The organism is Nitrospira tepida (genome assembly GCF_947241125.1).
GTDB classification, from domain to species: Bacteria; Nitrospirota; Nitrospiria; order Nitrospirales; family Nitrospiraceae; genus Nitrospira_G; species Nitrospira_G tepida.
Genome location: NZ_OX365700.1, coordinates 3,716,904 through 3,729,601 on the forward strand (window position 1 = coordinate 3,716,904; position 12,698 = coordinate 3,729,601).

Genomic DNA, 12,698 nt, shown 5'->3' on the forward strand with positions numbered 1-12,698 from the left:
TGCTGCATCTTGACGCGATTTTCTTGCTTTCCGACCTCACTGTGGCATGATGCGACGAGCTGGAGCGACGGCGATCCTACCGCCTCTTCTAGGCCGGGCCGGCATCATCTTTTCTCGTTATTCGTCTTTTCCAAGGAGGGCGACGCGCAATGGACATTTCCCAACTGCTCAGCTTTGGCGTGAAGGAGGGCGCATCGGACTGTCACCTCAGCGCGGGGGAACCGCCGATGTTGCGGCTGCACGGCGACATGAAGAAAGTGGACATGCCTCCCATGACGCAAGAGCAGGTCCATTCCTTGGTCTACGACATCATGAGCGACGCCCAACGGAAGAGCTTTGAAGAGCATCTGGAATGTGATTTCTCCTTCGCGCTGGGAGACATCTCCCGCTTCCGCGTGAACGTGTTCCTGCAGAACCGGGGCTTGGCGGCGGTGTTCCGGACCATCCCGACGGAAATCCTTCCACTTGAGAAGCTAGGCATGCCCCCCATCGTCCGCCAACTGTGCGATCGTGAAAAGGGCCTCATTCTCGTCACCGGACCGACCGGATCAGGCAAGTCCACCACCCTGGCCGGCATGATCGACTACCTGAACAATCTCTACGAAGGGCACGTCATCACGATCGAAGACCCGATCGAGTTCGTCCATAAGTCCAAGAAATGCCTGGTCAACCAGCGGGAACTCGGCGTGCACACCAAGTCGTTTGCCAACGCGCTCCGATCCGCTCTGCGGGAAGATCCCGATATTGTCCTGGTCGGCGAAATGCGGGATCTCGAAACCATTCAACTGGCGTTGACCGCCGCGGAAACGGGGCACCTGGTCTTCGCCACCCTGCATACATCCAGCGCGCCCAAGACCGTGGATCGGATCATCGACGCCTTCCCGCCCAACCAGCAGGCCCAGGTGCGAACCCAGCTCGCGGAGGCGCTGGAGGCCGTGCTCACGCAGACGCTCGTCAAGAAAAAGACGGGCGGCCGCGCCGCCGCCGTGGAGATTCTGGTCGCCACCACTGCGATCCGCAACCTCATCCGAGAACAGAAGCTCCACCAAATTCCCGGCTTGATGCAGGCCAGCCAGAAGGAAGGGATGCAGACCATGGATATGGCCCTGCTCGATCTGGCCACGCGGGGCGTGATCACCAAGGCCGAGGCCCAATCGCGCAGCATGAACCCGAACCTGTTTGCCAACGCCGTGTAGCACCATCGACGATCGGCATCATTATCCCGGGAACGGTCCTGCCACAGACGGAGAGAGCAATGGAAATTCGCGAGCTGCTCAAGACCATGGTCGACCGCGAAGGGTCGGACCTGTACCTCACCGTGGATGCGCCGCCCATCTACCGCATCCATGGGATGACGCACCCCACGTCGGACCCTCCCTTCACCAACGAACAATTGGAGGCCCTGGCGCTCGCCTTGATGCGCGGACCGCAGCGAAGCGAGTTCGAGGAGAAGATGGAGATGAATCTGGCCCTCTATTACAAAGACCTGGGCCGTTTCCGCGTGAACGTCTTTCGCCAGCGGGGCAACGTGGGCCTCGTGTTTCGGCACATCAAGGCGGAGATTCAGAGCGTGGAGCAGCTCGGACTGCCCCCGATCATCAAGGACCTCGCCATGACCAAGCGCGGGTTGATCCTCGTGGTCGGCGCCACAGGGTCCGGAAAATCTACCACCCTGGCGGCCATGATCGACCACCGCAACTCGGTCTCGCCCGGACATATCATCTCGGTTGAGGATCCGATCGAGTTCGTGCACCCGCACAAGAAATGCCTCATCACCCAACGTGAAGTCGGCTTCGACACCTTGTCCTTCCACAACGCGCTCAAGAACACCCTGCGGCAGGCGCCGGACGTGATCCTCATCGGCGAAATCCGGGACACGGAAACCATGGAAGCCGCCATCACGTTCGCGGAAACCGGCCATCTCTGCCTGGGCACGCTGCACTCCAACAACGCCAACCAGGCCATCGAACGCATCATGAACTTCTTTCCGGTGGAGCGACACCAGCAGATCTACCTGCAACTGTCCTTGAACCTGCGCGCCATCCTGTCCCAGCGCCTCGTCCCCTCTCTGGACGGACGGCGGGCGCCGGCGATCGAGATCATGCTGGATACCCCCCGCATCAAGGACCTGATCAAGAAGGCCGAGATCGACACGCTGAAGGAAGCGATGGAACAGGGCGTCGAAGAAGGGTGCCAGACTTTCGATTACGTCCTGTTTACCCTGTACAAAGAAGGAAAGATCAGCCTGGAGCAGGCTTTGATCAACGCCGACAGCGCCAATAACCTCCGCCTCAAGATCAAGCTGGAGGGGGTGCGGAGCGGAGATGAGCAGCTCTCGAAACTGTTGGAGGGAGACAACAAAGACAAAACCCGAGACCGCAAGGCCACCTTCCAGATTGTCGGAAACGAACCTACCCTCCGGAGGAAATAGCGCCGGGCCGCCGCGCCAGGCGCTCAGGGCATGGCGGCGGACGGCTCCGTCAACTGTTCCAGATAGGCAGCCATCTGATCGAGCGCTTCCGCGCTCAGCTTCTGCCCGTACCAACGCGGCATGGCATGGGTCGGATAACCCGGCACAATATACACGCCGGGATTCACAATCGACTCCACGATATATTCCCGCACCGTTTGCGCCTTTCCCTTATATTTGGGATCAGCCAGCCGCTGCGGCCCCGTCGTTCCGAGCCTGAGCGCAGGACCTTCGCGCCCCTGCGCCCCTTCAATCCCCGGGATGGTGTGACAGACCGGACAACCGGCCTTGAGGAACATGACCTGGAGCGGCTCCTGGCCGCTGACGAGCGGCACCATCTCCGGCGTCAACTGCGGTCCGGTGATGCCTCCTCCATCCTTCGGGTGTTCCGACACCGTCGGAGTCCGGCTGATCGTGTAGAGGGCAAACAGCAGGACGGCGCCGACAAGCCAGGCCGTGATGCTGCGCTCGCGCCGCCGAGCTGCGGCTTTCTTGCTATCGGATGTGGCGTCCCTGTCGGATGACGATGTCGGTGGTGAATCTGACACAACCCCTCCCGCCTCGACTCTCCCATCGCAGACGTTGCCTCAAGGCCTCGGCTTGAATCGGATCGCCCGATCGCAGCCGGTCAACCGTTCAGCCCTGCATGGCCTGCGAGCTTCATGGATGGACAGCCCAGAGTCAACGTCGAGGAAGGGCCCGGCCGGCTCCCGCTCATTGGGGAACCGTCGTCGCCGCACAGCGGAACCCGATGGTGCGATCCCTGAATTCCGGCTCCGCCGACACTCGGGCAGTGACGCGCAACGCCACCGGCAGATCGGCCCAGGACCCGCCCCGAATCACTCGCTTTTCTCCCTCAGCCGGACCGGGAGGATTTTTCGCGGGACTCTTGGCGTAGTATTCACGGTCATACCAATCCGCCACCCATTCCGCCGCATTCCCGGACATATGGGCCACCCCATAGGGACTCTTGCCCCCTTCCTTGAGGCCATGGCGCACACTCATGCCCTCGCCGCCGCTCGTGACCGCCGCCAACGTGATGGCTTCGCTGACCCAAAGCCCCCGGTTGTAATTGGCAATATCGACGAACGGTTGCATATGTCCCCAGGGGTATCGCCGGCCGTCTGTGCCGCGCGCCGCCTTCTCCCATTCCGCTTCAGTCGGAAGCCGCTTCCCGGCCCACTTGCAATAGGCATCCGCATCGTGCCAACTGACGCCGACTACCGGCCGATCGCCCGCCGCCGTGACAGCTTCTTCATCCCAGGTCGGGGGAGGCCGGCGCTTGGCCGCCTCCAGAAAGGCGGCATATTGGGCGATCGTCACTTCATACTGGTCGATATAGAAGGTATCCAGCGTCACCTGATGCTGGGGACGCTCATTGGGGAGCCCGTCGTCGCTGCCCATCGTAAAGGCCCCTTCGGGAATCTGCATCATCGGACCATCCTTGCTCTTGACCGGCTCGGCGCCGAAGGATAGGGCGCCTACGAAGATCATCATTCCCGCCGCCATCACGCCCGCCGCTACACCCACGCCTCGTCGGTTCATGAGTCCCCCCATTAAGAGATCAAGCGCCGAGTTCCACCGGGATAATCCGAGGCAGTGTACCGTCGGCCTTATTCAAACTCAACGGCTGATTGCGGGCTGATTGCGGGATGGCAGGACCGGGCGAGATGCCGATCAGCGCCGTGGCAAGGACCTACCTCTGGTGACGATTGTCGAGACTCGACCAATGGAGGGAAGAAGGTGGCGTCCCCAACGGGATTCGAACCCGTGTTGCCGGCTTGAAAGGCCGGCGTCCTAGGCCAGGCTAGACGATGGGGACGCACGAGGGAATGTCGGGCGATAGTAACGGATGGGCAGGAGGTGAGTCAATTAGAGGTGAGTCAATTATCGGCAACGATCCGGACACGAACGATCGCCACTGTATGATGTAGGCACATACCGATCGTCGTGTTCGCAGTCCCGCCCTTGTGCGCCATCCGCCGGTTCAGTATGCTCACCGAGATTCAACCCGGTCCACTCATGACAAAGCTTTATCACGAGGCCTGCACCATGATCATGTCCGTCCTGCGATCCAGCACTCGCCCGTTCGTCGCACTGCTGGCTTGTGTCCTCTACTTCGGTTCCGCCGAAGCCGGGCCATTGCCCTCGGAGCGTATCGAAACCAGCAAACTGGCCACCGTCGGCGTACTGCAACCGGGCGAAGATCTCACAAGCCCGGCCAGCAAGACCCACTTTACGATGCGGGGGACCGCGGTGCATCTACGGGACGGGTTTATCGTGACGGCGCGCCACGTCGTGGAGAAGGACGACAACGGAAGAAAAGTCGTCCCGAATCAGATCACCGTGATGACCGCCGGGTTGGAGGAGACCGCCGCCTCATTGGTCGGCGGGAGCGCCTTTCTGGATCTGGCCGTCTTTCGGATCGACGGCGACGTGGCCGCGCATCTGCCGCCCACGCGGTTCGCGGACGGCGAAGCATCACCGGGCCAGCCGGTCTACACGATCGGCTATCCGCTCGGTTGGGGGCCGGCCATGGGATTCGGGCGAGTGGGCAATCCCAACACATTTCTCCCGACCGCCGACACCAGATTGCTCCAACTCGATCTCTCTGCCTGCAGCGGCAATTCCGGCGGAGGGGTATTCAACGAACAGGGAGAACTCGTCGGCCTCATGCATGCCATCATTCAAACCGAGACCGCCCAGGGCGAGCAACGTTGCAGTCGATTCGGCTTTGCCGTCCCCGGTTCATTGGCGCAAAAAATCGTGACCGCGGTCCTGAACGGCGAGCAGCCTCGGTTTTCCCGCCTCGGGGTCGGGCTGACCCTGATGAGGATGGGCGGTCAATGGCGCATCGCCGCCTCCGACGTGACGGGACCGGCCCGCGACGGAGGCCTTCAAAAGGGCGACATCATCCTGGCCATCGACGACACCGAGCTGACCGACGGCGTGCAACTGAAGAATTATCTCATCGAACACACCGCCCCGGGACAGCAGATCTCAGTCAAGGTCCTGCGGGGACAAACCGAACGCGTGCTCAAGGTGACGCTGGGACAGTCCTAGTCGAACGGCAGGCGGGCTAATATCGGGACCATCTCACGATCAGCGAACGATATAGCGAGGAAGCCGTTCGACCAATGAGGGAATTGCCGTCCAGATGTACTCGACGATGCCGGTGACATAGGCCTTGGCGGCCTCGGGAAATTCCTGCCACTGCGGCAGTGCCTCGTGCAGATCAAGAATGGCGGATTCTCGGCCGTAGCTGACCTCGTTGAACAGCCGGATTTCTCGACCGAAGCGCCGTCGAATGATGTCCCGATGATCCAGACTCATCGCCACGGGCAAGGCCGCCTCATCCAGCAACATCTGGGTGAGCCGGCGCTGCACATGAGCGGTGACATCCACTCCCTTGGCGAGCAAGAGTCCTCGCACGAATGGATGGATTGCTTGAGGACTGGCCTCAATGCCGGCAGAGCTGACAAGGTAGCCGGACTGTTCGCCAAAATAGGGCTTCAATGCATGTTCGGCGACCAGGCTGCGGAAGATATTGCCGGTGCAGATAAAGAGGATCGAGGCCATGCGACGACTCACACACCGATTCCACTCACCAGCCCAACCCACCCCTCCCTTTTTGATCACGTCGAGAGGTAGAATGCCGCCCATGATCGAATCAACCAACCCGCAGCCGCGCCCGTCCGATCGCATTGCCGGCTTGACCGGCGAGGCCAGAAAACTCCAAACCCGCCTGTGCCGGTTGACGGGACAAGCCATTGCCGATTACGGCATGATCGATGAGGGCGACACGATCATGGTCTGCCTGTCCGGCGGCAAGGACAGTTACGGCTTGCTGGACATCCTCCTCCTGCTGCAGAGCCGGGCGCCGATCAGCTACAACATCGTCGCGGTGAACCTGGACCAAAAACAGCCAGGATTTCCAGCCCATGTGTTGCCGGAGTATCTTTCCAAACTGGGCGTGCCCTTTCGGATCGAGACGCGCGACACCTATTCGACGGTCAAACGCGTGATCCCCGAAGGGGAAACGATGTGTTCCCTCTGCTCGCGGCTGCGGCGCGCCATCCTTTATCAGGTCGCGACGGAACTCGGGGCGACCAAGATCGCCCTCGGCCACCATCGTGAGGATATCCTGGAAACGTTTGTCTTGAATATGCTGTACAACGGCGCACTCAAGACCATGCCGCCCAAGCTGGGCTCGGACGACGGGCGCCACGTCGTGATCCGGCCGTTGGCCTATGTGCCGGAATCGGACCTGGCCGCCTATGCCGAGGCCCGGAGATTTCCCATCATCCCCTGCGACCTCTGCGGCTCTCAAGAGCATCTCAAGCGGAAGGTCGTGAAGTCCCTGTTGGGGACCTGGGAACAGGAATCACCCGGCTGCTTGGACAGCATGCTCGCGGCCCTGGGGAATGTGGCTCCCTCGCACCTCTTGGATCGCGCCCTGTACGATTTTCAGGCGCTGGAGCCGGAGCGCGAGACCGGCCGGCCGACTGAAGCGATTCATCCCGCCTCGCTCCAGTCGTTGAAATCATCGTCGCGCTAACGAACCCCGACGGTTGGAGCCCGGAGACGGCGCGGGCGCGGCCTTTCCCTCAGCAGGGAAAAGCCGCGCCCGCACGGATGACTCAACCGATTTTCGGATCAGAACCGGCTACAAGGAGGTCGCTTTCTCGTACTGAACAGCCAGCAGCTTCAGCATGTCGTCCACGCTCTCCCGCATCTCCGCCCCCCACTTCGAGCCTTCCGGCTTGTTTTGAACCTTGTAGATTTCGCGGGCGACGTTGTCGCGGGTCATCATGAGGTCCGCGACCACAGCGAAGTTCTTCTGATCCCCCTTCAGCTTGCCGATTACCTGATCGACCTTGGCAAGAATTTCATCCACCTTGGCCTTGTAGGCAGCCGGTTCCTTCGGCAGCCCTTCGACGTTGATCGAATCCGCCCAACTGACCGTGGCGCCCATCCAGACGGTGGCGGCCATCACCACCGCCAGCACCATCCCTGCCTGACCAACCATCCGCTTTCCCATGCAATCCTCCTTTCATCACCCTTTCAAGCAATCCATCACGACAAGATGACTATGATCGACCCCGTCGATTCATTACCTGTACATGAACGGACGACGGACGAGCACCTCCTTGGCAACCGGCGTCTATATCCCAACCGGCCCCAAAAAGGCAAGCCCCGGTCGACGCCCTACCGTATTGACGGAATGCTAGGTTCCAGCCTTTAGGCGATCAGCGAATTTCTTTCGGAATTTTGAGACCTTGGGGCCGACCACGTAGGTGCAGTAGTGTTGGGAAGGATTCCTGGCAAAGTATTCCTGATGATAGGCCTCAGCCAAGTAGAAGGGGCCGGCAGGGACCACCTCCGTGACAATCGGATTGTCATAGAGCCGTTCAGCGGTCAGGGTTGCAATCACATCCGACGCAACGGCCTTTTGCTCGGGCGAGTGGTAGAAAATCGCCGATCGGTATTGGGTTCCGACGTCGTTGCCCTGCCGGTTGAGGGTCGTGGGGTCGTGGATGACGAAGAAGATATCCAGAATATCGCGAAAGGAAACAACAGAAGGGTCGAACCGGATCTGCACCACCTCGGCATGGCCGGTCCGGCCCATACAGACCGCTTCATAGGTCGGATGTTCGACCTGTCCGCCCATGTACCCCGACTCGACGGAGGAGACCCCCTTCAATTGGTCGTAGACGGCTTCCAGACACCAGAAACACCCGCCGGCAAGTGTGGCGACTTCTTGGCTAGCTGTGGACATGATCCGTTCCCTTGCCCCCTGCCGCTTACCGGTCTTGCGTGATCGAGCCAGCCATCGCAGATAGTCCGAGCTTGGATGGAACCTTACACGACCGTGCAGCGAGATGTACAGGGCTCCCCCCGGGCTCTCAGGCTCAATTACGAACGAGGCTCCCGTTCGCCGGGTCGTTTGGCTCGGCGGGTCGGCGTCGCGCTCAACGGGTCCTCGGGCCAATGGTGCTTCGGATAGCGTCCTCGCAATTCCTTCCGGACCGCGACATAAGACGTGGTCCAAAAGCCGGCGAGATCGTTGGTGACCTGAACCGGCCGGCCAGCCGGCGATAAGAGATGGATCATGATTGGGACCTTCCCATCGGCTACTCGTGGAGTCTCCCGGCATCCGAACAGTTCTTGCAACCGCACTGCCAACACAGGCCGCTCGTTCCCTTCATAGTCCAGGTGCACGCGAGAACCGGTGGGGACCGTCACATGGGTCGGCGCAAGCCGATCCAACCGCTGCTGTTGCTCTCTGGTGAGCAGGCTCTGGAGCGGACCGGTAAGGTCGAGCCGTTGCACCTGATCCCATCGCGTGAGCCTGCCCAGCCAGGGCCCAAGCCAGACAGCCAATCGCTCGGACAGGGCCTGATCGGAGACATCCGGCCAGTTTGACTCCGGTCCAAAGATACGGCGGAGAAACGCCACACGGGCCCGCCATTGATGCAATTCTCTGGTCCAGGGCAGATTCGCCACGCCGGCGCGACGAATGCCGTCGAGCAGCGCATGACTGACCTGTTCGGGGTCGGGATCAGACAATCCCTGATCCGAGAGCACCAGGGAACCCAATCGCCGTTGCCGGCGGGCCTGGACCTCCCTTCCACGCTCGTCCCACCGGATAAAATCCACGGTCTGAATGAGCGGACCGCAGGACGATTCAAGCTCCTCCAACCGGACCGGCGCGGCGAGATCGATACGCGCCCATTGTCCTGTCCCGTCGAGACCGGCGATGACAAGATACTCTTCGGTCGCGAGCGCATCCGGAGAGGCAAACTGAGCGCCACGGCCGTTGGCCAAGAGATATCGGCCTTGTCCGCCAGGCTGACGCTGCGCGCTTCGGTCCGGATAGGCCAGCGCGAGAAGCGCACCGAGGGAATCGAGTTGCGACGCCTTGCGTCCCGTGGATTGACCTGCTCCTGAAAGTCGGCGTTGCAGCGCGGCAGCCACTCGATGAACCCGCTGACCGAGCGCTCGATCATATTGGGCGCCGCCAGCCGGATCATGATCCCGTTCGAGCGCGTCCAACCGAAGGCGCAGATCGGCATTGCGCCAGCCGCTCGGCCCTCGCAACAGGTCTCGCTCGCTGAGCAAGGCCGCCACGTTGCAGGCCAAGTTCCCAAGTCCCTGCTCGCCGCCACGGAGCACCATATGGGCCAGCCTCGGATGCAAAGCCAACTCCGCCACGCGCCGCCCATGCTCCGTCACCTTTCCCTTCCCATCGAGCGCCGCCAGTTGGATCAAGAGACTGCGCGCTTGGGCCGTCGCCCCGGTCGGCGGCGGATCGAGCCATGACAGGTCCGCCGGATCATGCGTGCCCCAGAGGGCCAATTCCAAAACCAGCGGGGCCAGGTCCGCTTCGAGGATCTCTGGAGGGCGGCTCGGCAAGAGCGTCTGTTGATCCGCTTCGGTCCAGAGGCGGTAACAGACTCCGGGCTCCAGACGCCCGGCGCGGCCGCGCCGCTGTTCGGCCGAATCTTGCGTGACGCGAACCGTATCCAGGCGCGTGAGCCCGGTGCGGGGATCGAACCGCGGGATTCTCAAGAGTCCCGCATCGACCACGACGCGCACCCCTTCGATCGTCAAACTGGTCTCAGCGATCGAGGTGGTCAAGACCACTTTGCGCCTGCCGGCGGCGGACGGAGCGATCGCCAGATCCTGCGCCTCCTGCGGCAACTCGCCATGCAACGGCGCAATGGTGATGGATGAGTCGAGCGCCGCCTCCTGCAAGCGGCGCTCGACCCGGCGGATTTCTGCCATGCCCGGGAGGAACACCAGGATGCTGCCGCCGTCTTGCAGGAGCGCACGCCTGACAGTCTGGACCACCACCTGTTCCAGGGGAGCCGCGATCCGCCGATCCAGATAGCGGGTCTCGACCGGATAATTCCGACCCTGGCAGGAGAGGATCGGCGCCTGGCCCAACAGATCGGACAGGGTCGCACAGTCCAAGGTCGCTGACATCACGACCAGACGAAGATCGGGGCGGAACAGCCGTTGCGATTCCAGCGCCAAGGCCAATCCAAGGTCGGCCTGCAGGCTCCGCTCGTGAAATTCGTCGAAGAGCACGGTTCCGTACCCGGCGAGCGAGGGATCGTGCTGGAGCAGGCGCGTCAGAATGCCCTCCGTTACGACTTCGATCCTGGTCGTTCGTCCGACTTTCGTATCAAGACGGGTTCGATACCCGACCGTCATGCCGACCGACTCGCCGAGCAGCCGCGCCATGTAATGCGCCGCCGCCCTTGCGGCCAGCCGGCGAGGCTCCAGCAGTAGCAGCTTTTGTCCCTCCATCCAGGCGGTCTTCAGCAAGGCCAATGGGACGCGGGTCGTTTTGCCTGCCCCCGGCTCGGCCGTCACCAGCAGCGACGGCCGGCATTCCAGCATGCCGCAGAGTTCGGGCAGCACCTGTTCAATGGGAAGATCGGTCATGGCTCCAACGCGAGACGGACCAGATCGATCCGATGACTTTATCAGAAACGGCTAAAGGAAACCGGCTTAGCCCGCATTATTCATGACGGTTCGTCGTGTTGCACCCGTTGCATTGAAAGGACAACGGGTACCCGGCAGTCGCCAGGCGTTGGACCCATTGCATGGAAAAGCGCAATGGGTACCCCCAAGCACAGCCGCCGTCAGGCTCTGTCGCAGCGGCGAATCCGCGATTGCAGCAGGAGCGCTCATGAATAATGCGGGTTAGGGACGCGCAATGCCAACGGCCGGAAGATCTCCGAGTTACCGCGGAGACGACGGGGATCCTGTCGATGTTGGAGATCGAATCAGCGTATAATTCGTTTGATGTCTCCGAGAAAGCCGTCCGTCCAGATCAGCCCACTCAGATGGACCAGCGAAAAGCCGATCCAACCAGGTTGGTATTGGTATCGTGGCCTGATTGATGAGGCCGATCCCTTGATCGTGCTGGTGGATGAAGCCGGCTATTTCCAGTGGCCCGACGGCGCGTTCGAGGATGTCAGACAGACCGATGGACAATGGGCCGGCCCCATCGCCTTGCCTAGCGAAGCCTGACAATACCGGCTCAGCCGCAGACCGGCCTATCCCTTAGCCCGCATTATTCACGAGAGTCCGTCACGAAACCATGGAGACGCCTCGCGAGGGCGCGTGGAGCCCGTCGGGGCCGAAGCATACTTGACACAGTATGTTGAGGCCACGAGGGGCGAGCCCGCCCGCTTGGGTGCGAGCATCCCGCAGCCAAGCTTGTCGCAGCGGCGCATCGGTGGTTGCAGTAGGAGTCATCGTGAATAATGCGGGTGAGACCACCGGGGCTTATGAAGACAAGCCGAGCGCGCTAAATCTCTGTTCCAGCGAGGTGAGAATCGCATCGCGGAGTTGATCCCGAAAGGAAGCAAAGGACGGATCCCCCAGATAACGATCGAGGGTGCGAGGGAGACGATTCCACCAAGCCTGAGCGGAGTTCCTTGCGCATCGGGCCGGCCCTTCTCCGCTTGAGAGGAGAGACCTGAGCTGCCGTTCAAAAAATCCGACGTGCGCCTCCTCGTCCTTGAGGATTTCAGCCAAATCCGGCCGGACTGCCACCAGTAAGGTTGCGAATTCAAGGCCGAGCGCTTCATAGCCGTAGAGGTGAACGGCCAGGGCGCACCATTGTTCGGGAACCCTTGGCAGGCGCTCCCGTCCCAGCGAGCGGGCGCCCAGCATCTCCTCGAATTGCTGTAGGTGTCGCTGCTCATCCTGCTCATGTCGCTGGAGGAAATTCATCACGGATGTAGGTAGCGCCTGTTTCTGTGCCGCCTGGACCGCCCACATCGCCATGGCTTCGGCCCGAAGGAACCGTTCCAGCAACGCGCGTTCGCAGCTCTGGGGCAGCAGGAGCTTCACAAGACCGGCTTCTCTGCGCAGACGACCAGAGCCACGGTCAACGCCGCTTCGCGGGAGTATTGACGGGGGTCTGACAACTTGGGACGGACCCGCTCAATGTCCGCACTTTCAGCTTCCATTCCATCAGATTCCACAGTCAGGCCGGATACCGCAAACAGTCGAAGAGGTGTTGCCGGTCACTGGAGCGATAGACGGCATGATCGGCCAAATCGACGTTCGCAATCAAGAGCCCTGGGCGTGAGTGGTACGCCTCTGCACACCGGCGCGGGATGGCGAAGGTATCGAAGGGATTGGGCGACCAGATCGGATCCCATCGCGCGGATGGGAACGGGTTCGTTCTGGACAGGAAGGGAAC

Annotated in this window: 12 protein-coding genes and 1 tRNA gene; 5 read left to right on the forward strand and 8 right to left on the reverse strand. The window is 61.5% G+C overall.

The genetic code is table 11. From position 1 onward, the window contains the following. Positions 1 to 149 precede the first annotated feature (149 nt). Together QWI75_RS17555 and QWI75_RS17560 are read left to right on the forward strand one after the other, a co-directional pair. On the forward strand, positions 150 to 1,196 hold the full coding sequence (locus QWI75_RS17555) for a type IV pilus twitching motility protein PilT (protein ID WP_289270204.1): 1,047 nt from the start codon (positions 150 to 152) through the stop codon (positions 1,194 to 1,196). 59 nt (positions 1,197 to 1,255) lie between these two features. After that, positions 1,256 to 2,431 carry a PilT/PilU family type 4a pilus ATPase gene (locus tag QWI75_RS17560; RefSeq protein ID WP_289270206.1) on the forward strand — a complete coding sequence of 392 codons (1,176 nt, stop codon included), beginning with the start codon at positions 1,256 to 1,258 and terminating at the stop codon, positions 2,429 to 2,431. A 23-nt stretch (positions 2,432 to 2,454) separates the two neighbouring features. Here QWI75_RS17560 and QWI75_RS17565 read toward each other — a convergent pair whose 3' ends face one another. The 3 genes from QWI75_RS17565 to QWI75_RS17575 form a co-directional block, all read right to left on the reverse strand. After that, on the reverse strand, positions 2,455 to 3,018 hold the full coding sequence (locus tag QWI75_RS17565; RefSeq protein ID WP_289270208.1) for a c-type cytochrome: 564 nt from the start codon (positions 3,016 to 3,018) through the stop codon (positions 2,455 to 2,457). A gap of 166 nt (positions 3,019 to 3,184) precedes the next feature. Beyond that, positions 3,185 to 4,015, reverse strand: a complete 831-nt coding sequence (locus QWI75_RS17570) for a formylglycine-generating enzyme family protein (RefSeq protein ID WP_289270210.1) — start codon at positions 4,013 to 4,015, stop codon at positions 3,185 to 3,187. Between the two features lie 199 nt (positions 4,016 to 4,214). After that, positions 4,215 to 4,292: transfer RNA gene (locus tag QWI75_RS17575), tRNA-Glu, on the reverse strand. Between the two features lie 230 nt (positions 4,293 to 4,522). Here QWI75_RS17575 and QWI75_RS17580 point away from each other — a divergent pair. Beyond that, positions 4,523 to 5,533, forward strand: a complete 1,011-nt coding sequence (locus QWI75_RS17580) for a S1C family serine protease (RefSeq protein WP_289270213.1) — start codon at positions 4,523 to 4,525, stop codon at positions 5,531 to 5,533. A gap of 39 nt (positions 5,534 to 5,572) precedes the next feature. Here the strand turns inward: QWI75_RS17580 and QWI75_RS17585 are convergent, their stop codons facing one another. Further along, positions 5,573 to 6,061 carry an arsenate-mycothiol transferase ArsC gene (locus QWI75_RS17585; protein WP_289270214.1) on the reverse strand — a complete coding sequence of 163 codons (489 nt, stop codon included), beginning with the start codon at positions 6,059 to 6,061 and terminating at the stop codon, positions 5,573 to 5,575. A gap of 70 nt (positions 6,062 to 6,131) precedes the next feature. On the opposite strand from QWI75_RS17585, the gene ttcA reads away from it, so the two are divergent. After that, positions 6,132 to 7,028, forward strand: a complete 897-nt coding sequence (gene ttcA / locus QWI75_RS17590) for a tRNA 2-thiocytidine(32) synthetase TtcA (protein ID WP_289270216.1) — start codon at positions 6,132 to 6,134, stop codon at positions 7,026 to 7,028. Between the two features lie 108 nt (positions 7,029 to 7,136). On the opposite strand, the gene QWI75_RS17595 is transcribed toward ttcA, so the two are convergent. The 3 genes from QWI75_RS17595 to hrpB all read right to left on the reverse strand — a co-directional run bounded on the left by QWI75_RS17595 (position 7,137) and on the right by hrpB (position 10,924). Next, positions 7,137 to 7,511 carry a hypothetical protein gene (locus tag QWI75_RS17595; protein ID WP_289270218.1) on the reverse strand — a complete coding sequence of 125 codons (375 nt, stop codon included), beginning with the start codon at positions 7,509 to 7,511 and terminating at the stop codon, positions 7,137 to 7,139. A 186-nt stretch (positions 7,512 to 7,697) separates the two neighbouring features. Further along, positions 7,698 to 8,249 (reverse strand): peptide-methionine (S)-S-oxide reductase MsrA, encoded by a 552-nt coding sequence (gene msrA, locus QWI75_RS17600; RefSeq protein WP_289270220.1) that lies wholly within the window; start codon positions 8,247 to 8,249, stop codon positions 7,698 to 7,700. 137 nt (positions 8,250 to 8,386) lie between these two features. Further along, entirely contained in the window at positions 8,387 to 10,924 is a 2,538-nt protein-coding gene (gene hrpB / locus QWI75_RS17605) for an ATP-dependent helicase HrpB (protein WP_289270222.1), read from the reverse strand. Positions 10,925 to 11,287: 363 nt separating this feature from the next. Here hrpB and QWI75_RS17610 point away from each other — a divergent pair, with 363 nt between their 5' ends. Then, on the forward strand, positions 11,288 to 11,515 hold the full coding sequence (locus QWI75_RS17610) for a hypothetical protein (protein WP_289270224.1): 228 nt from the start codon (positions 11,288 to 11,290) through the stop codon (positions 11,513 to 11,515). 258 nt (positions 11,516 to 11,773) lie between these two features. Here the strand turns inward: QWI75_RS17610 and QWI75_RS17615 are convergent, their stop codons facing one another. After that, positions 11,774 to 12,343, reverse strand: coding sequence for a ferritin-like domain-containing protein (locus QWI75_RS17615; protein WP_289270225.1), 570 nt, complete (start codon positions 12,341 to 12,343; stop codon positions 11,774 to 11,776). Positions 12,344 to 12,698 lie beyond the last annotated feature (355 nt).

Coding starts and splice junctions, on each gene's coding strand:
- QWI75_RS17555 (WP_289270204.1), top strand. CDS start 150: ATGGACATTTCCCAACTGCTCAGCTTTGGCGTGAAGGAGGGCGCATCG.
- QWI75_RS17560 (WP_289270206.1), top strand. CDS start 1,256: ATGGAAATTCGCGAGCTGCTCAAGACCATGGTCGACCGCGAAGGGTCG.
- QWI75_RS17570 (WP_289270210.1), bottom strand. CDS start 4,015: ATGAACCGACGAGGCGTGGGTGTAGCGGCGGGCGTGATGGCGGCGGGA.
- QWI75_RS17580 (WP_289270213.1), top strand. CDS start 4,523: ATGATCATGTCCGTCCTGCGATCCAGCACTCGCCCGTTCGTCGCACTG.
- ttcA (WP_289270216.1), top strand. CDS start 6,132: ATGATCGAATCAACCAACCCGCAGCCGCGCCCGTCCGATCGCATTGCC.
- QWI75_RS17595 (WP_289270218.1), bottom strand. CDS start 7,511: ATGGGAAAGCGGATGGTTGGTCAGGCAGGGATGGTGCTGGCGGTGGTG.
- msrA (WP_289270220.1), bottom strand. CDS start 8,249: ATGTCCACAGCTAGCCAAGAAGTCGCCACACTTGCCGGCGGGTGTTTC.
- hrpB (WP_289270222.1), bottom strand. CDS start 10,924: ATGACCGATCTTCCCATTGAACAGGTGCTGCCCGAACTCTGCGGCATG.
- QWI75_RS17610 (WP_289270224.1), top strand. CDS start 11,288: ATGTCTCCGAGAAAGCCGTCCGTCCAGATCAGCCCACTCAGATGGACC.